Annotated in this window: 29 protein-coding genes; 8 read left to right on the forward strand and 21 right to left on the reverse strand. The window is 39.6% G+C overall.

From position 1 onward, the window contains the following. Positions 1–83: 83 nt before the first annotated feature. Complete coding sequence (locus V5M36_RS00310) at positions 84–449, reverse strand: RcnB family protein (RefSeq protein ID WP_338560843.1); 366 nt, start codon at positions 447–449, stop codon at positions 84–86. 516 nt (positions 450–965) lie between these two features. Beyond that, the gene (locus V5M36_RS00315; protein WP_338560845.1) at positions 966–1,361 is read right to left on the reverse strand and encodes an RcnB family protein; all 396 of its coding nucleotides are present in this window, start codon (positions 1,359–1,361) and stop codon (positions 966–968) included. A gap of 301 nt (positions 1,362–1,662) precedes the next feature. Here V5M36_RS00315 and dapB point away from each other — a divergent pair, with 301 nt between their 5' ends. Together dapB and V5M36_RS00325 are read left to right on the forward strand one after the other, a co-directional pair. Further along, positions 1,663–2,484: a 4-hydroxy-tetrahydrodipicolinate reductase gene (gene dapB / locus V5M36_RS00320; RefSeq protein ID WP_338560847.1), complete on the forward strand. Its 822-nt coding sequence runs from the start codon at positions 1,663–1,665 to the stop codon at positions 2,482–2,484. 49 nt (positions 2,485–2,533) lie between these two features. Further along, positions 2,534–3,196, forward strand: coding sequence for an START domain-containing protein (locus V5M36_RS00325; RefSeq protein ID WP_338560849.1), 663 nt, complete (start codon positions 2,534–2,536; stop codon positions 3,194–3,196). Between the two features lie 49 nt (positions 3,197–3,245). Here the strand turns inward: V5M36_RS00325 and V5M36_RS00330 are convergent, their stop codons facing one another. Beyond that, positions 3,246–3,665 (reverse strand): hypothetical protein, encoded by a 420-nt coding sequence (locus V5M36_RS00330; protein ID WP_338560850.1) that lies wholly within the window; start codon positions 3,663–3,665, stop codon positions 3,246–3,248. A gap of 109 nt (positions 3,666–3,774) precedes the next feature. On the opposite strand from V5M36_RS00330, the gene V5M36_RS00335 reads away from it, so the two are divergent. After that, positions 3,775–5,196 carry an aminotransferase-like domain-containing protein gene (locus V5M36_RS00335; protein WP_338560852.1) on the forward strand — a complete coding sequence of 474 codons (1,422 nt, stop codon included), beginning with the start codon at positions 3,775–3,777 and terminating at the stop codon, positions 5,194–5,196. A gap of 154 nt (positions 5,197–5,350) precedes the next feature. Here the strand turns inward: V5M36_RS00335 and ahr are convergent, their stop codons facing one another. From ahr to V5M36_RS00375, 8 genes are all read right to left on the reverse strand, one after another. After that, on the reverse strand, positions 5,351–6,370 hold the full coding sequence (ahr, locus tag V5M36_RS00340; RefSeq protein ID WP_338560854.1) for an NADPH-dependent aldehyde reductase Ahr: 1,020 nt from the start codon (positions 6,368–6,370) through the stop codon (positions 5,351–5,353). Between the two features lie 77 nt (positions 6,371–6,447). Next, the gene (locus V5M36_RS00345) at positions 6,448–7,005 is read right to left on the reverse strand and encodes a DNA-3-methyladenine glycosylase I (protein WP_338560856.1); all 558 of its coding nucleotides are present in this window, start codon (positions 7,003–7,005) and stop codon (positions 6,448–6,450) included. A gap of 39 nt (positions 7,006–7,044) precedes the next feature. Continuing rightward, positions 7,045–7,290: a hypothetical protein gene (locus V5M36_RS00350; RefSeq protein WP_338560858.1), complete on the reverse strand. Its 246-nt coding sequence runs from the start codon at positions 7,288–7,290 to the stop codon at positions 7,045–7,047. A 26-nt stretch (positions 7,291–7,316) separates the two neighbouring features. Next, the gene (locus V5M36_RS00355) at positions 7,317–7,841 is read right to left on the reverse strand and encodes a M23 family metallopeptidase (RefSeq protein WP_338563943.1); all 525 of its coding nucleotides are present in this window, start codon (positions 7,839–7,841) and stop codon (positions 7,317–7,319) included. Between the two features lie 274 nt (positions 7,842–8,115). After that, the gene (gene mutY / locus V5M36_RS00360) at positions 8,116–9,153 is read right to left on the reverse strand and encodes an A/G-specific adenine glycosylase (RefSeq protein ID WP_338560859.1); all 1,038 of its coding nucleotides are present in this window, start codon (positions 9,151–9,153) and stop codon (positions 8,116–8,118) included. Positions 9,154–9,294: 141 nt separating this feature from the next. Next, positions 9,295–9,660 (reverse strand): HIT family protein, encoded by a 366-nt coding sequence (locus V5M36_RS00365; RefSeq protein ID WP_338560860.1) that lies wholly within the window; start codon positions 9,658–9,660, stop codon positions 9,295–9,297. Between the two features lie 67 nt (positions 9,661–9,727). Further along, the gene (locus tag V5M36_RS00370) at positions 9,728–10,465 is read right to left on the reverse strand and encodes a dienelactone hydrolase family protein (protein WP_338560862.1); all 738 of its coding nucleotides are present in this window, start codon (positions 10,463–10,465) and stop codon (positions 9,728–9,730) included. A gap of 235 nt (positions 10,466–10,700) precedes the next feature. Beyond that, positions 10,701–10,859 (reverse strand): DUF1328 domain-containing protein, encoded by a 159-nt coding sequence (locus tag V5M36_RS00375; RefSeq protein ID WP_004776391.1) that lies wholly within the window; start codon positions 10,857–10,859, stop codon positions 10,701–10,703. A 186-nt stretch (positions 10,860–11,045) separates the two neighbouring features. On the opposite strand from V5M36_RS00375, the gene V5M36_RS00380 reads away from it, so the two are divergent. From V5M36_RS00380 to V5M36_RS00390, 3 genes are all read left to right on the forward strand, one after another. After that, positions 11,046–11,507 carry a YcgN family cysteine cluster protein gene (locus tag V5M36_RS00380; protein WP_338560866.1) on the forward strand — a complete coding sequence of 154 codons (462 nt, stop codon included), beginning with the start codon at positions 11,046–11,048 and terminating at the stop codon, positions 11,505–11,507. Between the two features lie 171 nt (positions 11,508–11,678). Continuing rightward, positions 11,679–12,878: a PQQ-dependent sugar dehydrogenase gene (locus V5M36_RS00385; RefSeq protein WP_445206318.1), complete on the forward strand. Its 1,200-nt coding sequence runs from the start codon at positions 11,679–11,681 to the stop codon at positions 12,876–12,878. A gap of 121 nt (positions 12,879–12,999) precedes the next feature. Continuing rightward, positions 13,000–14,274, forward strand: a complete 1,275-nt coding sequence (locus V5M36_RS00390) for a replication-associated recombination protein A (protein ID WP_338560870.1) — start codon at positions 13,000–13,002, stop codon at positions 14,272–14,274. A 577-nt stretch (positions 14,275–14,851) separates the two neighbouring features. Here V5M36_RS00390 and purC read toward each other — a convergent pair. From purC to dapA, 3 genes are read right to left on the reverse strand one after another with little or no spacing between them, the layout of a single operon-like run. Then, positions 14,852–15,571 carry a phosphoribosylaminoimidazolesuccinocarboxamide synthase gene (gene purC / locus V5M36_RS00395; RefSeq protein ID WP_338560872.1) on the reverse strand — a complete coding sequence of 240 codons (720 nt, stop codon included), beginning with the start codon at positions 15,569–15,571 and terminating at the stop codon, positions 14,852–14,854. A 37-nt stretch (positions 15,572–15,608) separates the two neighbouring features. Then, positions 15,609–16,214, reverse strand: a complete 606-nt coding sequence (locus tag V5M36_RS00400; protein WP_338560874.1) for a lipoprotein-34 precursor (NlpB) — start codon at positions 16,212–16,214, stop codon at positions 15,609–15,611. Between the two features lie 17 nt (positions 16,215–16,231). Further along, positions 16,232–17,131 (reverse strand): 4-hydroxy-tetrahydrodipicolinate synthase, encoded by a 900-nt coding sequence (gene dapA, locus V5M36_RS00405; RefSeq protein WP_338560876.1) that lies wholly within the window; start codon positions 17,129–17,131, stop codon positions 16,232–16,234. A gap of 728 nt (positions 17,132–17,859) precedes the next feature. Between dapA and pncA the strand changes: the two genes are divergently transcribed. Both pncA and V5M36_RS00415 read left to right on the forward strand, forming a co-directional pair. After that, positions 17,860–18,519: a bifunctional nicotinamidase/pyrazinamidase gene (pncA, locus tag V5M36_RS00410; protein WP_338560878.1), complete on the forward strand. Its 660-nt coding sequence runs from the start codon at positions 17,860–17,862 to the stop codon at positions 18,517–18,519. Between the two features lie 111 nt (positions 18,520–18,630). Next, positions 18,631–19,593 carry a bile acid:sodium symporter family protein gene (locus V5M36_RS00415; RefSeq protein WP_338560880.1) on the forward strand — a complete coding sequence of 321 codons (963 nt, stop codon included), beginning with the start codon at positions 18,631–18,633 and terminating at the stop codon, positions 19,591–19,593. A gap of 74 nt (positions 19,594–19,667) precedes the next feature. Here the strand turns inward: V5M36_RS00415 and glmS are convergent, their stop codons facing one another. Genes glmS through ribBA form a run of 7 tightly spaced genes read right to left on the reverse strand, consistent with a single transcriptional unit; the run spans position 19,668 to position 26,399 of the window. Further along, the gene (glmS, locus tag V5M36_RS00420; RefSeq protein WP_338560882.1) at positions 19,668–21,506 is read right to left on the reverse strand and encodes a glutamine--fructose-6-phosphate transaminase (isomerizing); all 1,839 of its coding nucleotides are present in this window, start codon (positions 21,504–21,506) and stop codon (positions 19,668–19,670) included. A 12-nt stretch (positions 21,507–21,518) separates the two neighbouring features. Further along, complete coding sequence (glmU, locus tag V5M36_RS00425) at positions 21,519–22,883, reverse strand: bifunctional UDP-N-acetylglucosamine diphosphorylase/glucosamine-1-phosphate N-acetyltransferase GlmU (RefSeq protein WP_338560884.1); 1,365 nt, start codon at positions 22,881–22,883, stop codon at positions 21,519–21,521. 20 nt (positions 22,884–22,903) lie between these two features. Further along, positions 22,904–23,425: a phosphatidylglycerophosphatase A family protein gene (locus V5M36_RS00430; protein ID WP_338560886.1), complete on the reverse strand. Its 522-nt coding sequence runs from the start codon at positions 23,423–23,425 to the stop codon at positions 22,904–22,906. Next, positions 23,403–24,320 (reverse strand): thiamine-phosphate kinase, encoded by a 918-nt coding sequence (gene thiL / locus V5M36_RS00435; protein WP_338560888.1) that lies wholly within the window; start codon positions 24,318–24,320, stop codon positions 23,403–23,405. Before thiL ends, V5M36_RS00430 begins: the two co-directional genes overlap by 23 nt. Before the next feature lie 9 nt (positions 24,321–24,329). Continuing rightward, entirely contained in the window at positions 24,330–24,779 is a 450-nt protein-coding gene (nusB, locus tag V5M36_RS00440) for a transcription antitermination factor NusB (RefSeq protein WP_338560890.1), read from the reverse strand. 3 nt (positions 24,780–24,782) lie between these two features. Continuing rightward, positions 24,783–25,253, reverse strand: a complete 471-nt coding sequence (ribH, locus tag V5M36_RS00445; RefSeq protein ID WP_338560891.1) for a 6,7-dimethyl-8-ribityllumazine synthase — start codon at positions 25,251–25,253, stop codon at positions 24,783–24,785. A gap of 24 nt (positions 25,254–25,277) precedes the next feature. Further along, the gene (gene ribBA, locus V5M36_RS00450; protein WP_338560893.1) at positions 25,278–26,399 is read right to left on the reverse strand and encodes a bifunctional 3,4-dihydroxy-2-butanone-4-phosphate synthase/GTP cyclohydrolase II; all 1,122 of its coding nucleotides are present in this window, start codon (positions 26,397–26,399) and stop codon (positions 25,278–25,280) included. Positions 26,400–26,446 lie beyond the last annotated feature (47 nt).

The following is a 26,446-nucleotide window of genomic DNA, read 5'->3' on the forward strand; positions in this document are numbered from 1 at the left end:
AACCAATTCCACACCATTGATCGATACACGCCATCAAAAAAGCCCAAATTTACTTTGGGCTTTTGCAGAAAAGGGAAATGAGATTAGCCAATAATTCGGATAATACGATCGTTACGCTCATTCACTAAGACATAGTCACCATTAATTTTGTACCACTGTTGGTTGCGACCTGCTTTAGGGAGACGCTTCATTTGGTTACGATCTACTTCAAAACGTGATGAGCTATATTGACGCGGTAAAGTTTGACCAGTGCGCCATTCACGGCTTGGATTAACCGAAGCTTTATTGCGATCAAAACGATCATTTTTATGAACTTGTTGTTTGTTATTCCAGTGAGGTGCTGGTTTAGATTGATAGCGGTGGTCTTGATCATAATGTGGAGCAGCCATTGCAGCGGTCGCCATCAATGCACTCATAGAAATCGCAATTGCAGTGAATACTTTTTTCATGTCGGTTACCTCAAAGCTTTTATGACTATATTTCGATAGCTCAAAGATACGCAATCATTAGAGATAAAGCGTGGAGATCATGAGTTGATTTGTGAAATATATGGAGAATAAATGTAGGTAAATTTTGATCAATTATGTTGTGCTTCATTTTTACGCTAAAAATATATTGCTTTGTATCTCAGAAAAAACGATGACATCAAAAAAATAGACTTCTTTCAAAAGTCATTATTCATACAACAGACTCATCATGAGTTTTCCCTCATCCTAACCTTCTCCCAAAGGGAGAAAGGATTTTAACGTATCAATTTATGGCCACTCAATCATCATTTTTCGACTTATGAAAGAGATCTAATAATCACACCATAAAACGATTACACATCGCCATGATTTAGAAAACGACAAAAAAATAAAAGCCCTTATTGATTTGGGCTTTTATTACAGACTTTAGAGGAGTCTTTATCTTTTAAAACTCATCTTCTTGAGTACTCATTTTCTTTAGTACTCATTTTTTTAATATTAATCTTCTTTAATGCTAATGATATTGTTACTTTCTGAATCGACCAGAATGTAATCATTGTTAATTTTATACCATTGTTGATTACGTGATGGTTTAGGCAAGTCGTGTTGCTGATACTCGGTCTTGTAGCTATTGCCACGATAATGTTGTGGCATAACGTAACCCGTTTGCCATTTATGTTGTTGTAGGCGTTTTACACCGCGCTCTTCTCGATTTTTACGGCGTTCTTGATAGCGACTATCTGACGAATCGCGTTGCATACGCTGCTCAGAGCCTTTACCACGACCGCGGTTATCGTCATTTTGAAATTCGTCTGAATGAGGTTTAGCAATCGCAATATTCGAAACCCATAGTGCACTGAAAGATAATGTGACAACAGTCAAAATTTTTTTCATATTGCGCCCTCTATTACCTTTAGTTTTATCATTTTCATACTGTACTGAAAAAATGCAGAGAAACTGTGAAGATTGAATATAAATTAGATTAATAATACACAGATAATAAGACCATATTTCAGCTGCAAGTGAAACCCATTTGGCAATAAGCTCGATGAATAAGGCCATTGAGACTCAAGAATAGATTTAAATAAAAAATTTAGATGCTCATATTTTCTAGAATTTTTAACCGAGAAACTTAGCGTCTTTGTTCAGTTTTGCTATAGTAAGGACAATTTTAAGGCAACATTAGGAATATGTTATGTCAGCAGCTCCACGCATTGGTGTATTAGGCGCAGGCGGTCGTATGGGACGCATCCTCATTCAAGCAGTTAAAGAAGCAGGATATCAACTCGCTGCTGCTGTTGAACGTCCAGAAAGCAGTCTAATCGGTGCAGATGCAGGTGAACTTGCGGGTATTGGCAATGTTGGCGTGAAGATCGTGGGTGACTTAAAAGACGTATTGACCGATTGCGATGTTGTTATCGATTTTACTGCACCTGAAGCAACGCAGCAGCATTTAAAGTTATGCCGCGAAGCAGGTGTAGCTATTGTCATTGGTACAACGGGCATGAATGACGAACAAAAAGCATTCCTTGTTGATTCTGCAACGCAGACACCGGTTGTATATGCGGCGAATTATTCAGTTGGCGTAAACGTTTCAATCAAATTGTTAGAGCTTGCTTCTAAAGTATTTGGCGATAGTGTGGATATTGAAGTGATTGAAGCACATCACCGCCATAAAGTAGATGCGCCATCAGGTACGGCTTTAATGATGGGTGAGGCGATTGCAGATACTCTAGGACGCGACCTAAAGAAAGTTGCAGTGTATAGCCGTGAAGGACATACAGGCGCACGTGATCGTCAAAGTATTGGTTTTCAAACCATTCGTGGTGGCGATATTGTCGGTGAACATACTGCAATGTTTATTGGTGAAGGCGAGCGTGTTGAAATTACCCATAAAGCGACCAATCGTATGAACTTTGCTTCTGGTGCAGTTCGTGCTGCTGCTTGGGTCGTTGGTAAAGATGCAAAAAAATATGACATGCATGACGTTTTAGGCTTTAACGACATTAAAGTTTAAAACAACATAGTCAGATCATAGAAATAAAATTTAAAAGATGAAGAATAAAATGAAAAATAAAAATATGTTAATGGTTGGTGTTGTCAGTGCTGTATGCCTGACAGCGCCATTCATGGCGACGGCTCAACAATACGAAAAGCTCAGTATCAACAAGAACAACATTAAAGTCTGGACCATACAAGATCCTCAAAAACCGACGATGTCATATCGAGCTGAAACGACGTTCAATGCCAGTTTAGAGCAAGCAGTGGCCGTTGTCTTAGATGTTGAAAATGCAACAAAATGGATGCCATATGTCGCTAAAGCTGAAATTTTATCTCGTAATGATCAGCAAGGTGAGTTCACTTTATATATGGTTTTAGATTTTCCATTTCCTTTAAAAGACAGAGATTTGATCGTAAAAGGCACCATAAAAAAACAAGCCAATGGAGTTATTCGTATTCAAAATCAGGCCATTACATCCAATTTAGTTGCGATTAATCCCAAGTATATTCGCTTAAAGCGTTATGAAGGAGATTGGATGTTTGAAAAGCTGACGAATGATAAAGTCAAAGTGAGCAATGCAGGTTATGCGGATCCTGAAGGCGCAATTCCGATCAGCGTGAGTAATTTATTTGTACAGCAACAACCTTATCAAATGTTGCAAAAAATGAAATTGGAACTGGCCAAGCCCGCACGGAAAAATCCGATTTTGCCTGCGATTTTGAAATAAAATAAGCCTGCTTTAAGCAGGCTTAATTATGCGCTTTAGTCATTCTTTTTTACTGATTGTTCATTGAATATGCTTTCAAATTATCGACTAGTTTCTGCGGCGGAAGTTGTAAACTCAAGATACTTTTAGCCTCATTTTTTTGCTTATCCCAGAGTTGAAGCTCAAAATTTCGCGCTTGTTTCTGCTGACAGATAAACTCGATATTTTGTTGTTTGGGAATATTGATGCGAATTTGATTATCAGAACTGGTCCTAAAAATATAGCGTCTGCTTTGGGCACTTAATTCTAAATTCGGTTGAATACTGTCGAGCTCATAATTTCCTAACTGATGAATATTTAAGAACCCATCTATGAGAGATTTACAGACTTGGTGTTGTTGCTGCGCGACTGCGTTGATCGCTTGCGGTTGGCAAGCACTCATCAATATATTGAGGCAAAATAAACTCAAGCCAAGTAAGTAATTATTCATTTTTATTCTCCTTTCAAATCATAGATGGGTAAAAATATTGATAAAAAGAGCATAATTCTGTTAGCTTGATGGGTACAGATACAATAATATTTAAAAAATAGGTACAGATATGTCATTTCAGTATCAAACATTAGCGCAGAATCTGAGTCAGCAAATCTATCAAGGCGAGTTGGCCATTGGTCAGCGTTTAAGTTCGTTACGCCAATTTGCTGCACAGCACGGGATTAGTCTAAACACCGCTAAAAATTGTTATGAATTATTAGAATCGCAAGGGCTCATTTGTGTAAAAGACAAATCTGGCTATTATGTACAAGGTCTTAAAAATCAACAGCAGATGGCTGTTCCCATGCATCCAGATTTTCAACCGCAAGTCCGTGAAATTTCAAATTTAGAATTACAAATTCAAATTCAAGAAGCATCTATTAACAATCGATTAATTCATCTCGGTTCCATTCAACTTTCACCGAATTTGGTACCAGTGGCAGCTTTACGACGCTCGATCCAACGCGCCTTGAAACATTGTAAACCTGAAGATTTTTTATATAGCGACCGACAAGGGCATATGCAATTGCGAGAAGCGCTTTCAGCTCATTGGGCTGAAGATGGTTTCTATATTGCCAAAGACGATATTTACATCAGCAATGGATGTATGCCTGCATTGTCTTTGATGATTCAGAGTCTGAGTGACGTTGGCGACAGCGTCATTGTTCCAACACCAAATTACAACGGTCAATTGCAATTATTAGGTCTATTAAAACGGAAAATTATTGAGATTCCTGCCGATACTGAGGGTTTTGATTTAGACCGACTAGAACAGGTGATGCGTGAATCTGGAGCAAAGCTGTGTTTATTGACGGCCAATTATCAAAATCCTTTGGGTTTTTGTCTAAACAATCAGGAAAAGGAAAAAATTGCTCAATTGGCTGCGCAATATCAATGTTATGTGATTGAAGATGATATTTATGCAGAGTGTAGCTATAGCTCACAGCGTCCATTGCCGATTAAATATTGGGATAACGACGGTTATGTGGTCTATTGTGGTTCTGTTTCAAAATCATTATCCAGTGCATATCGGGTCGGTTGGTTTTGTATTTCTTCACGCTTACAGGATTTACGTCCGAAGTTGCTGATGCAGAATGTCTCGGTAAATACGCCTTTACAGCTGGGGCTTGCAGATTTGATTTATAGTCGTGCTTATCGACAACATCTCACTGAACTGCGTCCAAAATTGATGAAGCAAGTTGAACAGTACCGTCAATTTATTTCTAAAAGTTTTGATCAATTGAATATTCGCATTAATCAACCGCAAGGAAGTTATGCATTATGGATTCAATTCCCTGAACATATCGACTCGATGGCGATGTATCATTTTGCACAGCAACAGAGCATTAATATCGTGCCGGGCGTCGTGTTTGGTGAAGCAGAACGCTATAAAAATTGTATTCGTTTAAATGCAGGTCATGCTTTATCTGATGATATTCAGCAAGCTATTTTACTGCTGAGAGATTGGGTCAAAGCACAAAAAGAATAAGCAGTATAGAAGATGTTTTATTTCAATTTATCTTTATAGCACTTTATCTTTATAGCACTTCGTCTAAGAAACTCAGAAAATAAAAAAGACCCATCAAAAATGGTGGGTCTTTTTCATAGATTTATTCTTTAAAGTGAGCTGATATTAAACTGCCTTAAAAGTCAGCTTTTAATACGATACGATATCTCGCTTTACCTGAATGTAGTCGTTCAATGGCTTCATTGATTTGAGACATAGGAAATAATTCAATTTGCGGTGCAATATTTTTGCGTGCTGCAAATTTTAAGAGTTGGCGCAGTGCATAAGGTGAACCTGTTGGTGAGCCTGTCACTGATTTTGCCCCACCAATTAAAGCACCCGCTGGTATTGCCATCGGTTCTAAAACCAAACCGAGCATATGAATAGTACCGTTGGTTGCTAAAGTGTTGAGATAAAGCTTCCAGTCTAAGGTGACATTGACAGTACATAGCAGCAAATCAAATTTTCCACTTTGTGCTTTAAGTGCAGATGCATCACGGCTATTCACGACATGGTCTGCGCCCATTGCTTTTAATTCTTCAGTTTTGTCTAAGCTCGAAGTAAAGGCAGTAATTTCACAGCCCCAAGCTTTTAAGAGTTTGATGGCCATATGACCTAAACCACCAATACCAATCACACCAACATGATGAGAGGCTTGAATTTGATGTTTTAAAATCGGGTCAAATACAGTAATACCACCACATAGAAGAGGGCCCGCACTACTTGGGTCTAAATCTTCTGGTAGAGGAATAGCCCATTGCCAGCCTGCACGGATTTTGTCTGCAAAGCCACCTGCATGACCGACAATGGTCGCTGTACTGTCTTCACAGATAACTTGCTGACCATTCACACAAGGGTCGCAGTGTTGGCAGCTTTCGGCTGTCCAGCCAATGCCGACACGTTGTCCGACTTTCAAGCCTTTTGCTTCGCTACCCAAATGAGTGATGATGCCAATCACTTCATGTCCAGCGACGACAGGATAAACTGAATTACCCCAATCATTATTCAGGACTGAAATATCAGAATGGCAAAGCCCACAATATTCAACTTTGACTTCGATTTCATGCGGTTTGAGTGTTCCTGCATCAAAACTATATGCTTCTAGATTGGCACCTGGTTTGAGCGCAGCATAAGAATGAATTGTATTGTCAGTCATCGCTAAAATTCCTTACTGAGGTGATGAGGCGTATCGGGCTATTATGCAGGTTGCAGATTGCGGGTTGTAAATTGTGCCTAGGTTTTAAAAGCACAATCATTTTCATGATCATTCACCATTCCTACAGCCTGCATGAATGAATAAATCGTTGTTGGGCCTACAAATTTAAAGCCATTTTTCTTTAATATTTTTGAAAGTTTGAGACTGAGTTCAGTTTGTGCAGGTGCTTGCGTATAATCGGGTACATCATTTTCAATGGTTCTTTGTTCAACAAAGTCCCACAGCCATTTGACTGGATCTATGCCTTGGCTTTTCATTTTTTCCCAAGCAATGGCATTGTCACGAATGGCTTTAAGTTTACCGATATGACGAATCAAAGCTGTGTCTAAACATTTTTCAGCTACATCATCATCTGAGAAGCGTGCAATCTCTGCAATTGGATATTGAAAAAATTGCTGACGATAAGCTTCACGTTTTTTTAATACGGTAATCCAAGACAAACCCGCTTGCTGGCCTTCTAAACAGAGCATTTCAAATAAATGTCGTTCATCAATACTCGGTTTTCCCCATTCCATATCATGGTAAGTGATATAAATAGGATCATTGGAACACCAACCACAGCGCTGCTTTGTCATGTTCCTGCTCCAATGATTTAAGATCTCAATACAATGTTTCTAAATTTTAAACTCAACCCATAAATCATTCTGATTGTCCCAGAAATAAAGTTCAGCTTGCTTTAAATCTTCAAATTTTAGCCATGCATCATGACCTGATTTTTCTGCAAATCCTGTACTGATCATCAGCGCTTCATCACTAATTTCCATGATCCAGCCTTGATGGATTACTCCATTGAGTACAATCCTTTGCTGATTGCCGGATTCTGCAAATTCAACGAGACGATTGATCAAAGCTTCTGACATGGATATTTCCTAAAACTAATAATAAATTAACGTAAATATGGATAAGGATTGACTGCGCCACGGCCTCGACCTGAAAGATAAAGTCCGTAGTGTAGATGCGGTGCAGTATGACGTGCATTTCCAGTATTGCCAACATACCCGATATGCTCACCTTTTTTAACAAAATCACCTTCACGTAAACCGCGTTTATGACCGTCTAAATGCGCATAATAATGCCAAGTTCCAGCAGGGCCCATGATCCAAATGACTTTTCCACCGAGATTATTGTCTTTCATACTGCTAATCAAACCATCAGTCGTACTATAAACTTTTGTTCCTTTCGGTGCCAAGATATCAATTCCTTCATGGGTTCGACCACTGCTACGAGAAGCACCCCAGGTATCTTTAAGCTGTTTATTTTTAACGTTATCCACGGGTATTGGTAATCGTGTCGGTAAACTCATTGTCTTTAAGCGATTGGCCAGATTGGGATCTAAAGGCTGAGGTTTCTTGGGTGCAGTACTACATGCAGAAATAATGAGAACACATATACTCAAAACACAATAACGCATTAAAGCTGCCACTTGAAATCCTCTTTATATTTTTAAAAACCTATTCATTCAGTTCATTAGACTTCTTTCAACAGTCATTTTTCCACAACAAACGCACAATCACTCTTCTCTGATCCTAATCTTCTCCCAGACGGAGAGGGAATTTTAAATATCAATATATTGTCGCTAAATATTGCCGCTAAATCACCTTTGTTTACACGTCGTCTAAAAAGCTAAGAATCTAAGCGTTTATGAAAAAGATCTAATCTTATTGATACAAACTCTGTCGACTATGTCACAGATTTACAGCAGAGATCAATTTTTTCATTGCGGTCGGAATACCGAAGTCAGCAACATTTTGGGCGCTCATCCATTCACCACCGAGTTCGGTTTGAATAAACTCTTGTTCATCATGATCAATTTTAAAAATGTAAGTGTCTAAAATCCAGGTGAAGTGGGTAAAGCTATGTGAAATCTGTACGGCTTTGACTTGTGTTTTTAGTTTGAATTGTTGAACTTGACGTTCAAATTCCAAATCATTTTCTACAATTGGTAGAGTCCATAAACCACCCCAAAGTCCTGAGTGTGGTCGTTGCTGCCATAGCCATGTTTGATCTGGAGCTTGGATTAACATCACTTTAGCATGTTTAATCGGAACAGCTTTTTTCGGTTTTTTAAATGGTAGCTCTAGCGTTAAACCTTGCTCAAAGGCTTTGCAATGCTGCTGCATCGGACAGTACAAACAAAGCGGTTTTTTGGGCGTACAAATAGTGGCTCCCAAATCCATAATGGCTTGGGTATAGTCATGATTACGTTCAGTTGGACACAATTGTTCTGCCAGCTGCCACATCGCGCGCTCATGAATAGGTTTACTGAGATCATCTTCAATGGCAAAGAAGCGTGATAAAACACGTTTGACGTTACCATCCATAATCACGCCGTATTGTCTTAAACCTAAAGACATTAAGGCACCGCCTGTGGATGGCCCAATCCCAGGAAGTGCAACCCAATCCGCCAATGCTTGAGGGAATGTGCCTTGCTGACTAACGATACCTGCGGCTTTATGTAAATTACGTGCGCGAGCGTAATAGCCTAAACCTGCCCAATAGGGTGCGACATCATCCCAACTGGCTTGTCCCAAATCTTGGACCGTCGGAAAACGTTGAATAAAGCGGTCATAATATTGTAAAACTGTTTTGACCTGAGTCTGTTGCAACATAATCTCTGAAACCCAAACTTTGTAGGGATCATCCGCAATTTGCCAAGGCAGATCATGGCGTCCGTGTTGATCAAACCAAGTTAGAAGAACATCAGAAAAAGAAAATGGCGTCATGTGGACTCAGTAAAAATTGAAGGTGTTTAGTATAACCAATCCCATCCACTGCGATGAAAATAATGTTGAGATATAAAAATCTGTCCATAAAAAAGGATGCCGAAGCATCCTTTTCATCATCGTTTAATGAGCTGAATAAGATTATTCGCTCACCACACCCCAACGACCATCTAATTTTAATGTTTGATTTTCATAACGGGGAATAATGTGAATATGTAGGTGATCAGCACGTTCGTCACCAAATACATGGCCATCATTAAATGAAATATGAAAACCTGCAGGTTGATGGCGAAGTTGTAATTCATTTCGTGCTAGTTCGAGTAGAGACTGTAAGCTCTTACGTTCTTTATCCGTAATTTCGAAGAAAGAACTGACATGTCTCAAGGGAACAATAACAGAGTGTCCTTTGGTTAATGGTTTCTGCTCAGGCAAAATTACGCCAAAATCATTTTTATCAATGACATCATATTCATCATGATCGCAATATCCACAAGTAAGTTCAGTCACTGTCTTATCCTCTTTAATGATTCATATTTCTAAATTGATCTTAACTAATATTTAAGTGAAAAATATATTAGTTTAAATGACGGGCCAGTAAGGCATACATTTCTGCTAGACCTTGTTGTTCTGCTGCTGCGTTATAGCCTAAATCGACGTCATTGGCTTTGGCACGTTCATCTGCTAAAGGGTTGCTAAAGCCATGTTTCGCATCTTCAAAAATAATCACATCATGCTCAACTTGAGCTGCGAACATTTCATCTTTGAATTTCGCAACATCATCTAAGGTCACCATGCTGTCTAGTTCACCATGCAACACTAAAATTTCTGCTTTGACTGTTCCTGCTTGTGCTGGTGCTTTTGGACTTAAGTTTGCATGGAATGTCGCAACTGCTTTTAAATCAGCCCCAGAACGCGCTAAATCAAGGACAACTTTACCGCCATAACAAAAACCAATCGCTGCTAATCGAGCTGCATCCACCTCAGGCTGCGCAGCAAGCGTCGCTAAAGCGGCTTTAGAACGAGTATCTATGGTTTCAGCATCATCAAAAGTTTGCATCATCCATTCATAGGCTTGTTTGGCATCTGTGGTGACATTTTTATTGCCATACATATCTATGGCAAGTGCTGCATAACCTTGTTCAGCGAGCTCACGCGCACGTTGTTCGGTGTATTCATTACGTCCCCACCATTCAGGAGCCACAATAACACCAGCAACAGCTTGCGAGTTTTCAGGTGCTGCAAAATAACCGATCAGGTTTGAACCATCTGGCGCAGTGTATTGAATTTCTCGAGTTTTAATTGCTTGAGTCATTATTGGATTCCCTATTTTTAAATGAAAGAGCTAAACGAACGAGCGTTTTTTTAATGAATGAGAGCAAAGATTAAAGCATAAAAATACAGTGAGGGATGATTTCAATAAAATAAAAGTCAACTGAAATGTGAGTAATTATGAATGGATCAAAGTTTTTATAAGGGATAAAATATAAAAAAGAAGGACGGATCCTTCTTTTTTATGTGTTGCACTATACGATGTAAAAACTGAAAAGTTAGACCTTGCCTCGTGAGATAAATCCAACGATTGCAAGAATCACGGCAACAACCAAGAGAATAACCGCAAAATCCTTTGATAAACCTGCCACACCACCAAAACCTAATAGACTTGCAATTAATGCGATCACAGCAAAGATAATAGCCCAGCGAAACATTTTGATTCTCCATGTGTTTTTATAAGTGTTGATTTAGTATAGAAAAGAATATCGATCACTCTGTATGCAATAGGTGTATTAAAGTTATGCAGTTGATGTTTTCAGTTAATATTATGTAAACCCTATCATCAGAATTTTGGCTTAAATATTAATGTTATAATGCCAAATTAGTTTATTGAAAATGTCATGATCATGCCGTCTTTACGTCCACATTTTTGGAAAGAATATTCTCTACAAGAGATGACACAAGATGAGTGGGAAGCTGTGTGCGATGGCTGTGGTTTATGTTGTCTGGTGAAACTCGAAGATGAAGACACGCAGGAAGTCAGTTATACCAAAGTCTCTTGTAAGTTATTAGACTGCAAGACGGGCTATTGTTCTGATTATGAAAATCGAGTGCAACATGTTCCTGATTGTATTCAACTTGATTATAAAAGTTTAGCAAATATCAATTGGTTACCTACAAGCTGTGCATATAAACGTTTATATGAAGGCAAGAAGCTACCGTCATGGCATTATTTAAATACAGGATCAAGAAATAGCGTGATTGAAGCCAAAAAATCCGTTGCTGGACGCTGTATTTCAGAGTTAGACATCGATGAAGATGAAATTGATGAATACGTTGTACGTTGGGTACGCACATTTTAATTGTTTAGATTCAACACGCATGTCGGCACGTGTTTGCCACGGTTGTTATTTGTCATATTCACTGGCGACTATATTTTTAACGATCTGTCATATTTAGTAATAGAAAAATAAAATTAAGCCAAGCTGTATTCCAATAATTTGCCTATGATCTAAGATGAATCAAGAAAATGACTGGAAAAAATGAAAAATAAAATATGGATAATCAGCTTTTGCTGTGTAGCAATGATTCAAGTGGCTTGTTCTTCTAACTCAGGTCAGTCTGTAAAAGAGGCTGAACGCACCAATGAAGCTCTTGATTCTGCGTCATCGGCTGTCGTTGCTAATGATAATAAAATTGATCAACGCTATCAAATTGAAAAAATTGCACAGTTTGATGAACCATGGGCATTGGCATCGCTACCTGACGGACATTTATTAATTACAGAAAAATCGGGCAAGCTTAAACTTTTTGATCCCAATTCAAAACAATCAACCCTTGTACAGGGTATTCCTGAAGTCGCCTACGGTGGTCAAGGTGGTTTAGGCGATGTCACCTTACATCCTGATTATTCCAAAAATAAATGGATTTATCTCAGCTATGCTGAAAAAGGGCAGGGTGGAAATGGCGCGGTTGTGATTCGTGGCGAACTCGACCTAACACAGCAAAATACGCCTCAATTAAAAAATATAAAAAGAATCTGGGAGCAAGTGCCTAAAGTCTCAGGAGATGGTCACTATGCACATCGAATTATTTTTGATGAGCAGAATAAGCTTTGGATCAGTTCAGGTGAAAGACAACAATTCGATCCTGCACAAGACATGAATTCGAATTTGGGCAAAATTCTACACCTGAATGATGATGGTACAGCATCAAAAGATAATCCTTTCTTTGATATGGGTGGAGTGTCTGCACAAATTTGGTCTTTAGGACATCGTAATCCGCTTGGTTTAGCATTTGATGCTACGCAAAAGCTTTGGGTTGTCGAAATGGGACCTAAAGGTGGAGATGAGTTAAATTTTGTCTTAAGAGGGGAAAATTACGGCTATCCAATTGTGTCTAATGGCAACCATTATGATGACAAACCCATACCGAATCATGATACGCGCCCTGAATTTAAAAAACCTGAATTGGATTGGACTCCCGTCATTTCTCCTTCGAGCTTAATGATCTATCAATCTGATCTATTTCCTGCATGGAAAAATAAAGCCCTGATTGGTGGACTTTCATCTGAGGCGATTATCGTTGTCGATATCAGAAAAAAACCTGTGCGCGAAGTTCAACGTTTGCAGATGGGAAAACGTATTCGTGACCTATTACAGGCAGCAGACGGTACGATTTGGGTGATTGAAGATGAGAAAGGCGCGAATTTATTGAAATTAAAACCGCAATAAATATGCTTAGTTTTTCAGAGTATGGCATTGTAAAAGATGAGCGCATACACAACTTAAAATAATTTGATTTGTGCTGTGGCATAGTAGACTATGAAACAGCACTTTATGATTTTGAATATCTATGTCCGAAACCCAAATACCCCTTCCAGAACGCTTACGTCCACGTGATTTGTCTGAGATTATCGGACAAGATCATTTATTGGGTGAGCAAGCACCTCTTCGTCAAATGATCGATCAAGGTCATTTACCCTCAGTGATTTTTTGGGGGCCGCCCGGTGTGGGTAAGACCACCATTGCCTTACTTTTAGCCCAGGCAGTTGATCGTTCATTTATCAGCTTATCTGCACTCAATACGGGTGTTAAAGAATTACGTGAAATCATCGCTGAAAGTGGCGATTTGATTATTCCTGTGGTGTTCATTGATGAAATTCATCGATTCAATAAATCTCAGCAAGATGCCTTACTTAGTGCGGTTGAAAAAGGCAAAATCACCTTAATTGGTGCAACCACTGAAAACCCTTCTTTTGAAGTGAATAATGCACTTTTATCACGTTGTCAGGTTTATACCTTAAACCCTCTAAATGAAGAAAATATTCAGCATCTGATTCGTCGAGCGCTGGAACAAGACCAGTTTCTTCAAGATCGCCACATTCAAATTGAAGAATATGATGCATTAATTCAATTTGCTGCAGGTGATGCACGGAAAGCACTTAACCTTCTAGATTTAATCGCTTCTACGTTTGAAGTGGATAGTGAAAATATCGTCACCAATGCCATGGTCGTCAAAGTTGCACAGCAAAATATCGCACGTTACGACAAATCTGGTGAACAGCATTACGACTTGGTTTCTGCATTTATTAAATCGATTCGGGGAAGTGATCCTGATGCCACTTTGTACTGGATGGCAAGGATGTTAAAAGGCGGTGAAGATCCAGTCTTTATTGCACGTCGCATGTTGATTGCTGCATCTGAAGATATTGGAAATTCGAATCCAAATGCTTTGCTTTTGGCTGGCGAATGCTTTCGTTCAGTTCAAGCCGTAGGAATGCCGGAATGTCGCATTATTTTGGGACAATGTGCAGTCTATTTGGCCACCAGCGCTAAAAGTAACAGTACGTATTTAGCAATCAATAAAGCGTTAGACTTAGCGGATAAAACCTCAAATCTACCTGTACCTTTACATTTACGAAATGCACCGACCAAGCTCATGAAAGCACAAGGATATGGGATTGATTATCTATATCCTCATGACTATCCAGAACACTTTGTGACTCAGGAATATATGCCTCCTGAACTAAAAGGTACAAAGTTATATGAATCTGCGCGGAATAAACGTGAAGTAGAAGGTGAGCGCTTACAACAACGTCGTTGGCAGCAAGAGCAACAACAGCAGTAAGAGCTATAAGAGCAGTAAAGATTAATCTTCAGGCAAAAAAAAGCCCAGTGCTATGTGTGTACTGGGCTGAAAAGGGTACTTCAAAATTTGGTCGACAACTACAGTCTCTCTCATTGAGCCACCAACTCCTGTAGTTGCCTGGTATGGAAAGAATAATAATCACGTTTTGAATATATGTAAAAACGATCATTTAAATAAGTAATATTTGTAAAAACGATGCTAATGATTCGAGCTAAGTTAATTAAAACTAAGTTTCTGAAGTTTGAAATCATTTTAACAAACAGTCAAAAATATAATTTTTCCATTGAATACAAAATAAAGAATAAATAAATATTTTTTTATGATTTGAATGTCATAAAACTTTCATCTTAAACTCTTATATTCACCTTGTTGCCAATGCAGGAGAGAGCTTGGTAACGGTTCAAGCGAAGAAAAAGAGAAAAATACAAAATTAAAAAGATAAAAGCAAAAAATAAAAATGATTTTTAAAAATCATAAGAAAAAAAATTTGAAGTATGAAAAAAATAACAATTAAAAAACCGAGTCATTTGACTCGGTTTTTTAATGTCTTTATGAATTAGATATCAGATAGATCAACACCAATACGAGAAGCAACTTCTTCATATGCTTCTACAACACCACCTAAACCTTGGCGGAAACGGTCTTTATCTAACTTTTTCTTGGTGTCTTTATCCCACAAGCGACAACCATCTGGAGAGAACTCATCGCCCAATACAATACGGTCATGGAATACGCCAAACTCAAGTTTGAAATCGACTAAAAGCATATTGCCTTGAGCAAATAAGTCTTTTAATACGACGTTTACTTGGTGCGTTAATTCTTTCATACGATCAAGTTGATCAGCAGTCGCCCAACCTAAAGCAATTGCTTGAGATTCGTTCACCATTGGATCGCCAAGCGCATCATCTTTAAAGAACAATTCAAATGTTGGTGGCGTAAGTTCTAGGCCTTCTTCAACACCTAGACGACGGCATAATGAACCCGCAGAATAGTTACGAATCACACACTCAACAGGAATCATGTTGAGTTTTTTCACAAGAACTTCGTTCGGTGATAGAAGTTTTTCAAGGTGAGTCTCGATGCCTGCAGCAGCGAGTTTTTCCATAATAAAGGCGTTAAAACGGTTGTTGACCTTCCCTTTGCGATCTAGCTGTTCAATTTTTTCGCCATTAAATGCTGATGCATCATCACGAAAGACTAAAATCAGGTGGTCTGCACTATCGGTTTCATAAACGGATTTAGCTTTACCAGTATAGAGCAAGGTTTGTTTCAACATGGTGGAACCTATTTCAGAGAGAAGATGCCTAGGACGACTAGGCTGGCCAGTTTTGATAAATCTGGGTTAATAATTCTGCAGATTTTACTTTATCTGCAAAGTTATTCTTGGTGTCGAACACGGCCAATGTATGAGTTGAACCTACTGAGGTCAGCTTTAAAACGAACGTTTGACCATCCACTTTTATGGTGGCTTCAGTCGTATTTTTTGCTTGTCCTACAAGGGTGTGATTCAAGCTACTTAGCGTGGCAATTGTGTACTGCCAAATTGTAGCAGAATTCCCATCAATTTTAATCAATGGATTGCCATTTCCATCCGTCAAAAGTTGCGGACGACTTTGAACTTGAACATTCATATTTTCAGTGGTGCTTGGTGCAACTTGTGCTGCTTTAATACGCGGCATCTCAAAGCGATTACCACGCTTATTTTCCAAGTTCGGCGCGTTATCGATTGCAAGCTGCTCAACGACAGGCGCAGGATACAATGGCGTTGCTGGTCTAACCATTGAACCTTCAGGGTATTTTAGCGCTTCTTGTGCAGTCGTATTCTTGTATTTCAAAGAACCATTGTCGATGCCAATCGTACTACAACCCGCTAAACTTAAAGCTGATAGGGCAAGGGTTAAACCGAAACGTAATTGCATAATTTTAAAACTCTTATTTAGATAATGCTCGCTGCTTTAAGATCTTCATGCAACGGTGCTCGATATTGTTCTGCTAATGGCGTTAAGGGTAAACGAATACCTGTACCAATTAAACCCATTTCATGCAAAGCCCATTTGACAGGAATTGGGTTGGATTCACAAAATAGAATATTGTGTAAATTTGCAACTTGATCATTGGCTTTTATAGCTGCTTCTGTATTTCCTGCTATTGCAGCAGCACATACTTCACTCATTTGTTTCGGTGCAACATTGGCTGTCACAGAAATATTACCTTTGGCACCAAATCCCATAAGCTGATGAGCAGTGGCATCATCACCAGAGTAGACAACCATGTCTTTACCCACTAAGCCGTTTAAAAGTTCTTGACCACGTGGGATATCACCTGTTGCATCTTTAATCCCCACAATATGAGGGATTTCGGCTAAACGAATCACAGTTTCGTTCAGCATATCAACACCAGTACGGCCTGGAACATTATAAAGAATTTGAGGAATATCCACTGCTTCTGCAATCGCTTTATAGTGCTGATATAAGCCTTCTTGGGTCGGTTTATTATAATAAGGAGTCACTAAAAGTGCAGCATCTGCGCCTAATTCTTTGGCAGCTTGCGTCAGTTCAATGGCTTCATGTGTAGAGTTAGCACCCGTGCCAGCAATAATTGGAATGCGTTTGTTTGCAACACGAATGATTTCTTTGATGACTTGCATATGTTCAGTCATGCTCAGGGTAGATGCTTCACCTGTCGTACCAACAGCAACGATACCGTTTGTGCCCTGTGCAATATGCCATTCAACAAGCTTCTCTAGACCCTTCCAATCTACAGCGCCATCTTCAAACATGGGCGTAACGATTGCGACAATTGAGCCTTGAATAATCTGAGCTTGTTGAGTAGTCATTTTAAAAAAATATCCTATATTTCCATCTGATTGAGGTTGCTACTTGAGCGTATAGATGGGTTTGTATTTAATTTTATAGCATGCTCAATATAAAAAGCATATTGAATAATGCTTATGCAAATTATGAACGAACAAATGATGAAGAACAATATACTTTAAACAAAGTGAATAAAAAGTTTAAATAAAACAAATTTGTTTTTAGCATTTTTTGAAAAAAAATCAAAATAAACGCTTTAACAGCATAAAGTTTAAAATATCATCCCCGTATTGATCCCAATTGCATAACGTGAATCTACGCATTGGATGCCGTTTGAGTGTGGGTTGAATAAGATCGAAAGTGTAGATGTCCGTGAATAAAAGTGCGCTGACGAAAATTGGAATTTGATTTTTTTAAGTGCTGATATTGGGAATAGAATTGAGGATAGGGTTTAGGATAGGATTGAGAGCAGTATTGAAAACCATATTAAAACGATCTTGAACGTTATGATAAAAATAATACGGAGCTTGTTGATCTACAGCCATTGATATTCAATTGATCGTAGTTATTCCTTGTCGCTTTTTTCGCAGTATTCAGACTGATTTTAAATACGTGCAAAACCTTATTCATCATTATTCATTCTAGGAATCGATTTCCTCATCGTCTTTTTATTGTCATTCGAACATTGTAGTCCTACATTTCCTGTGTAATATTCAGCTTAAATTCAATTTTTCAATTGGGAGTAGGGAAGATGTTCCAATCTGAGCGAGTCGCGTTGATTGTGGTGGATGTACAAAATGGATTTACACCAGGTGGAAATTTAGCAGTTGCATCGTCAGATCAAATTATTACGCCGATTAATAACATCGCTGAATATTTTGATCATGTGGTCATTACTCAAGATTGGCATCCTAAAAATCATATTTCATTTGCCCATAATCATGATGATAAAAAGCCATTCGATACAATTGAATTGAATTACGGTACTCAAGTATTGTGGCCTGAACACTGTGTACAAGGAACACACGATGCAGCGCTGCATTCAGATTTGAATATTACCAAAGCACAACTCATTATTCGGAAAGGCTGTCATCCTCATATTGATAGTTATTCCGCTTTTTTAGAAGCAGATCATAAAACCTCGACAGGTTTGGCGGGTTATTTAAAAGAACGAGGGGTTGATTCAGTTTTTATCGTAGGAATTGCGACAGATTTTTGCGTGGCTTGGACGGCAATTGACGCTGCAAAATTAGGTTTTAATAGCTATGTGATCTCAGATTTGACCAAAGGAATTGATTTAGGTGGTTCATTACAACACGCTTGGCAAGAGATGTTGGCGCATGGTATTAAACGTATTTATGCGAAAGAAGTCATGCAAATTTTAAAACCAGATCTTTCAACCTGTGTATAAAAATGATGTTGTCTTAAATCAATTTTTCAAATTTATCGTGTGCATCCGTCTCTTCTTTTGCTAAGTTTAGATGCGTTGTGTTGCGTGCAAGAATAACCCATGGTATTGCGTATGAATTCATTTATAAAATTTACTCAATTTATTCAAAAAACGTTTGCACTTTGGGTCGTCTTGTTTGCAGGCCTTGCCTTGCTGATGCCAGACGCATTTGTATGGCTGAAAAGCTATATAACGTGGATGCTTGGAATGATTATGTTTGGCATGGGAATGACCATGACCATTGATGATTTCAAAGGGGTATTGAAAAATCCCAAAGCCGTTTCAATTGGTGTGATTGCTCAGTTTCTTGTGATGCCTGGTTTGGCCTATGCATTATGTAAATTATTTCAATTGCCCGCTGAAATCGCGATTGGCGTCATTTTAGTGGGGTGTTGCCCTGGCGGAACTGCATCAAATGTCATTACTTATATGGCAAAAGGAAATGTCGCACTCTCGGTTGCCTGTACGTCTGTTTCAACGCTATTGGCACCATTATTAACCCCTGTTATTTTTTATCTTTTGGCGAGCCAATGGATTGAAATTGATGCGCTATCTATGTTGAGTTCAATCTTACAAGTGGTGCTCTTTCCAATTATTTTGGGGTTGATTGTTCGGGCATTTTTGAAAGAGAAAGTGGCGTCGTATATTACGGTCATGCCTCTGATTTCAGTGGTCGCTATTGTATTGATTGTTGCGGCGATCATTGGAGCGAGTAAGGCACAGATTTTAGAGTCTGGCTTGCTTATTTTGGGTGTGGTGATTTTGCATAATGGCTTGGGTTTTATGATTGGTTTCTGGGCGGCTCGATGGTTCAAATTGTCTTATGCTGATAGTAAAGCCATTTCTGTAGAAGTGGGGATGCAAAACTCTGGTTTGGGCGTTGCATTGGCTGCTGTGCATTTTGCAGCGTCACCTGTGACAGCGGTACCGAGTGCTCTTTTTAGTTTATGGCACAATATTTCAGGGCCTGCTTTGGCAACCTATTGGGTAGCAAAATCCGAGAAAATGAAATTAAATGAAGTAAAAGATGATTGATTAAACTTGGGTTTAAAACTTTGCTTAAGAAACAAAAAAAGAGAGCCAAAGCTCTCTTTTTTATAGGTTTAAAATTATTCGACTGTTACCGATTTTGCTAAATTACGCGGCTGATCTACATCTGTGCCTCGCAGTACAGCAACATGATAAGACAACAATTGCACTGGAATGCTATAAACAATCGGTGCAAGCAAAGCGCTCACATTCGGCACTAAAACCACATGCTGGCGGTCTTTTTCTTTAATACCGCTGGTTTCATCTGCAAAAACAAACAGTTCACCACCGCGAGCCTGAACCTCTTCCATATTCGATTTAAGCTTATCTAACATGTCATCTTTAGGTGCAAGAATCACCACTGGCATGTCGTTATCGACCAATGCCAATGGACCATGTTTGAGTTCACCCGCAGCATAACCTTCGGCATGAATATATGAAATTTCTTTCAGTTTCAAAGCGCCTTCAAGCGCGATAGGGAACTCCGTTCCACGACCCAAGAATAGACAATGTTGCTTTTCAACGAAAAGTTCAGATAAACGTAAAATGTCTTTATCTTTCTGCAAGGTATCTAAAATGACTTTCGGTAAATGCCATAAACCTGTAATAATTTCAGAAATTTTCGTTTCAGAAATAGTGTTCTTCACCTGACCGATTTTTAAAACCAATAACATCAATGCAGCAAGTTGAGTGGTGAATGCTTTCGTTGATGCAACGCCAATCTCAGGACCAGCCAACGTTAACAAACTATGATTCGTTTCACGCACCATCGATGAAGTTGCAACGTTACAAATCGTTAAAGTTGCAATTTGAATTGATTTTTCTAGCGCGCGTTTTTGAGTATCACGCAAAGCTGCTAAAGTGTCTGCAGTTTCACCAGATTGTGAAATACACACATAAAGCGTGTTATTCACAATAACAGGCGTGCGATAGCGGAACTCGCTGGCAATTTCGACTTGGCAAGGTAAATCAATCAGTTGTTCAAACCAGTATTTTGCAATCATACCAGCGTGATAACTGGTACCACAGGCAAGAATTTGTACCTGTTGAATGCTTTCAAAATTTTGATTTGCACTTACTAAAAAGTCATCGCGTAATGCATTTCCATTCAGCGCTTGAGAAATCGTTTGCTGAATCGCTTCAGGCTGCTCATAAATTTCTTTGAGCATGTAATGCTTATATTCGCCTTTCGAAGCGTTACTTATCGTTGCATCAAGCTCTTTAATCGGGCGTTCAACCAACTGACCATTCACAAATACTTCAATCGAATCACGGGTTAATCGTGCAATGTCACCTTCTTCAAGGTACATAAAACGATTGGTAATCGGTAAGAGTGCAAGTTGATCAGAGCTGATAAAGTTTTCACCGATACCCACGCCAATCACCAAAGGTGAACCTTCGCGGACAGTAATGAGTTCATCAGGATAATCTGTATGCACAATACCTAAAGCGAAAGCACCCTTTAGCTGCGGAACGACTTGTTCAACGGCTTTTAATAAGTTTGGCGCAGATTTTAATGCATCATGAACAAGGTGCGCGACCACTTCAGTATCTGTTTGTGAGGTAAACACATAACCCAAAGCTTCAAGATCATCTTTAAGCTCTTGGTGGTTTTCAATAATCCCATTATGTACCACTGCAACATGACCCGAAAGATGAGGATGTGCATTGGTTTCCGTAGGTTTACCATGTGTAGCCCAACGCGTATGTGCAATACCCAAAGATCCCACAAGATCAGCTTCAGTGACAGCTTCTTCAAGATTAATGACTTTACCCACACGACGTTCACGAAGTACTTGACCTTGATTGATCAAAGCCAGACCCGCGGAGTCATAGCCGCGATATTCAAGGCGTTTCAAACCTTCAATTAAAATATTGGTAATACTACGTTCAGCAACGCCACCGACAATACCGCACATATTAGATTCCTCTTATTTCTTAGTCTTTTGGGGACGTTGATAATTTTCTTTTGAAATTTGTTTAGCACGTTCAAATGCAAGACTATGGTCTGCAACATCATGGGTAATCACTGAACCTGCACCTGTCGTCGCACCATAACCAATTTTGATCGGCGCAACTAAAGAATTATTGGTGCCAATAAAAGCATGATCACCAATAATGGTTTTATGCTTGTTTGCACCATCGTAATTGCAGGTAATTGTACCAGCGCCAATATTGGCACCTGTACCCACTTCAGCATCGCCTAAGTACGTGAAATGATTGGCTTTAGAGCCTACGCCAATGGTAGTGTTTTTCACTTCTACAAAATTACCGATATGTACGTCATTGTCTAGTTTGGCACCTGGACGTAAGCGAGCAAAAGGACCAATTTGGACATCTTCGCCAATAATGGCTTGATCAAAAATGCTGTAGGCTTGTACTTTGGTTCCAGCGGCAATGCGGGTATTTTTGATGATACAACCTGCACCAATTTCAACATTGTCACCAAAATGACAATCACCTTCGATGATGACATTGATGTCAATACGGACGTCTTGTCCCACTGTGAGCTGACCACGTAAATCGAAACGTGCTGGATCAATCAAGTGGACGCCTTGTTTCATTAATTCTTGAGCTTGGTGATTTTGAAATTCACGCTCTAAGGCTGCAAGTTGAACACGATCATTAACACCTTCAACTTCAAAAGCCATTTCAGGTTGAATTGAGGCGATTTCCATGCCATCAGCCAAAGCCATAGCGACGATATCAGTCAGGTAATATTCACCTTGTGCATTGTTATTGCTGAGTTTTGGCAGCCACTCATGTAGTTTGGCATTGCTAACACAATAAATACCGGTGTTGATTTCTTTAATTTGACGCTGTTCATCTGTGGCATCTTTATGTTCAACAATGGCTTGGATTTTATTGTTTTCACGAACAATGCGACCATATCCCGTTGAATCTGGCAGGGTTAGCGTGACGATGCCAATCCCTGTTTGAGTGGAAACATCTAAAAGGCGCTGTAAAGTGCTGTGTTGTACGCAGGGCACATCACCCGACAAAATCAGAGAAATACCGTCTTGAGGAAGTACGTCTAAAGTGACTTTAACAGCATGACCTGTACCCAGTTGTTCTTTTTGTTCAACCCATTGAATATTTTCATGCTGAAATTGATCTTGAACTAAATCACCGCCGTGTCCAAAAATCGTAATAATATTTTTTGCTTGGATTTTTTTAGCAGTTTCAATCACGTGTCCGAGTAAAGGTCGTCCTGCTAAAGGTTGTAATACCTTAGGTCGTTTGGAACGCATGCGCGTGCCTTTACCCGCAGCAAGAATAACAACAGTGGTTGACATAAAACACCTTAAAGCTTGGCTTAAGCCATATCTATATACAAGTAAATTATAATACATAACGCAGCCCAAAGGCCTGCGATGATATCGTCGAACATAATCCCAAAACCGCCATCAATACGGCGGTCAATGACCCGAATAGGCCAAGGTTTCCAAATATCAAATAAACGAAATAAAACAAAACCAACCAAGATCCAGACCCAATTGATGATTCCCAAATAAAGCAGTGGGAGGAAAGTAATCGATTGTCCTGCAAACTCATCCCAAACGATTCTGCCATCATCATGGACGCCCATGATATCAGCAGTCCGACCGCAAATATATATACCAATCAAAGACATAATTGAGATAATAATCACGCTAATGGCGAAGCTTTGTGACATAAACAGGGGAATAAACAACAGGGCAAAAGCAGAACCAAAAGTTCCAGGTGCTTTAGGCATTAATCCTGAACCAAAACCAACACCACAAAAAACGATACATCGTTCAGACCATGTCATTTGTTTGAAGTTAATGGGCGGTTTAGGCAAAGTGCTGGTATCCATCGAATTGTAGCGAATGATTTAATCCATTTTTTTCAAAGATTAACCCTGTTCCTTGGGTTATCTGGCCAATGATTGTAATGGGTGTTATTGGTTTTTTTTGCATTAAAATATCGTAATTTTGAGGACTTATTGTAAAGCATAATTCATAGTCATCGCCACCAGCCAAAGCATATTGCCATTTCTCATGATCTTGTAAACGCTGTAAAGATTCACTTAAAGGCAGTTGCTCAAGTTCTAATGTGGCACCGACTTGAGAGGCTTTTAAAATATGTCCTAAATCTTGCGCTAAGCCGTCCGAGATATCAATCATGCTTGAAGCGAGACCTTGAAGCGATTGTCCCAGCTCACAGCGAGGTGTTGGATAATCCAAACGACTTTGTAAAGCATGACCTAAGTGTTGGAGTGCGTAGGCTGCATCGCCCACTGTGCCACTTACCACCACCAAGTCACCGACTTGAGCGCCGGAGCGAGGAATGGCTTTACCCTGTTCAATCCAACCTAAAGCGGTAACTGAAAGCGTAAGATGAGGACTTTGGGTGGTATCACCACCAATTAAACTTACCCCAAATTGATCGCAACAATCATATAAACCCTGACTAAACGCTTTGAGCCAGTCATGATCAATTTGGGGTAGGCTCAATGCCAATAAAATACTCTGCGGTTTTGCACCCATAGCAGCAATATCGGAAAGATTGACAGCAACAGATTTCCAACCAATGGCATGGGGAGCGGTGTCTAAAGGAAAATGTCGTCCTGCGACAAGCGTATCTGCACAGATGACCAATTGTTGATTGGGAGGAGGGGTGAGCAGGGCTGAGTCATCACCGACACCTAGATCGACTGAAGCTAAACTCGGTCGATTGAAATAGGAATCGATAATAGAAAACTCAGCCATATTCGCAACTTACTTCGCTTGTTGCTTTTCTGCTTCACGTAGGCTTTGTGCCAAACGATCTAATACACCATTGATGTATTTATGACTGTCTGCACCGCCAAAGTGTTTTGCTAACTCAATAGCTTCGTCCAATACAACTCGATACGGAATTTCAAGATGTTCTTTCAATTCGTATGCGCCTAAACGCAAAGTTGCAAGTTCAACACCATCCAGTGCACTGATCTCGCGATCAAGAACTGGTATTAATAACGCATCCAATGCTTCATGACTTGCAATCACTTGCGTGAGCAATTCATGATAATAGCCTAGATCCACTTTGTGCATGGCATTTTCGACACGGGTACGCGCCTCAATTTCATGCATTGGGTTGTGGCTCATTTGCCATTCATAAATCCCTTGTACAGCAAAACGACGTGCTTTGCGTTTAGCTGCATAAGTAGCTTGGAGTGTCTGCGACATGCTTTAGATCGCCTTTAGCAAGTTAACCATTTCAATTGCAGTAAGGGCAGCTTCACCACCTTTATTGCCTGCTTTTGTACCTGAGCGTTCAATTGCTTGCTCAATACTATCTGTCGTCAATACACCATTAATGACCGGTAAGCCAGTATCTAAACCAACCACACCTAAGCCTTTGGCACATTCGCCTGCAACAAAGTCAAAGTGAGGAGTGCTTCCACGAATGACTGCGCCTAGAGCGATAACTGCATCGAACTTGCCTGAAGCTGCTAATTTTTTAGCAACTACAGGTAGCTCCCATGCGCCTGGTGCATGAACAACAGTGATATTATCGTCGGATACACCATGACGATGCAACGTATCAATTGCACCTTCAAGTAAATGTTCTACAACAAAGCTGTTAAAACGACCAACTAAAATCGCGTAACGATCATCGCTCGCGAGATGTAATAAACCTTCAATACGGCGAATCGCCATGGCAACCTCGATATTTAATAAGAGTTATTTTACAGAACTTTGATCAGCAGTGAGATATTCCACCACTTCTAAATTGAAACCAGACAATGCATTAAAGCGTAATGGTGAGCTTAACAGCTTCATTTTTTCAACACCAAGATCACGTAAAATCTGTGCACCAACACCAATCGTTTGATATTGCTGAGAAAGTGCAGCATTCGACTTGCTCGGTTTTGGTGTGGTCAATGCCGCGAGTGCAGGGCCGAGGTCAGATAAATGACGTTGACCAATCCAAACCAAAACACCACGGTCGCTATTTGCAATCGTTTTGAGTGCTTTGTCTAGATTCCAAGCAGCTTCACCACCTTGCTTATTAATTTTAAGTAAATCGCGTGCTGGACTGAAACCATGAACACGAACCGTGGTGATGCCTTCTTTCGGTTGACCTTTTACCAAGGCCAAATGAATATCTGGATTACCTAATTCACGATAACGATATAAATCAAAAACACCATATTCTGTGTCGATGGTTTGTTGATCAATACGTTCAACCGTTTGTTCATTGGTCATTCGATAATGAATTAGGTCAGCAATGGTCCCCATTTTAAGACCATGCTTTTCAGCAAAAATTTCTAAATCTGCGCGACGCGCCATGCTGCCGTCTTCATTAATGATTTCACAAATGACGGATGCGGGTTCTAGACCTGCAAGACGCGATAAATCACAACCAGCTTCAGTATGACCAGCGCGGTGTAAAACACCCCCTGGTTGAGCCATAAGCGGGAAAATATGCCCAGGTTGTACAATATCGGCTGGCTTAGCATGTGCAGCGACAGCAGTCTGAATCGTAAGCGCACGTTCAGCAGGCGAAATACCTGTTGAAATACCGTTTGCAGCTTCAATAGACAGGGTAAAGTTTGTGCCGTGTTGCGCACCATTGGCATCGACCATTAATGGAAGATTCAATTGTTGGCAACGCTCTTTACTGAGCGTTAAGCAGACTAAACCACGCGCATGGGTGATCATAAAGTTGATGTCTTCAGGACGAACATGCGTGGCTGCGAGAACTAAATCCCCTTCATTTTCACGATCTTCGTCATCCATAAGGATGACCATTTTACCTGCACGGATATCTGCTACAAGTTCTTCAACAGTATTGAGCGACATCAACCTTCACCTTTTTGTTACGTCATTTTGACATTTGAATAAAATCT

It is taken from the genome of Acinetobacter sp. KS-LM10 (assembly GCF_036896575.1).
GTDB classification, from domain to species: domain Bacteria; phylum Pseudomonadota; class Gammaproteobacteria; order Pseudomonadales; family Moraxellaceae; genus Acinetobacter; species Acinetobacter avistercoris.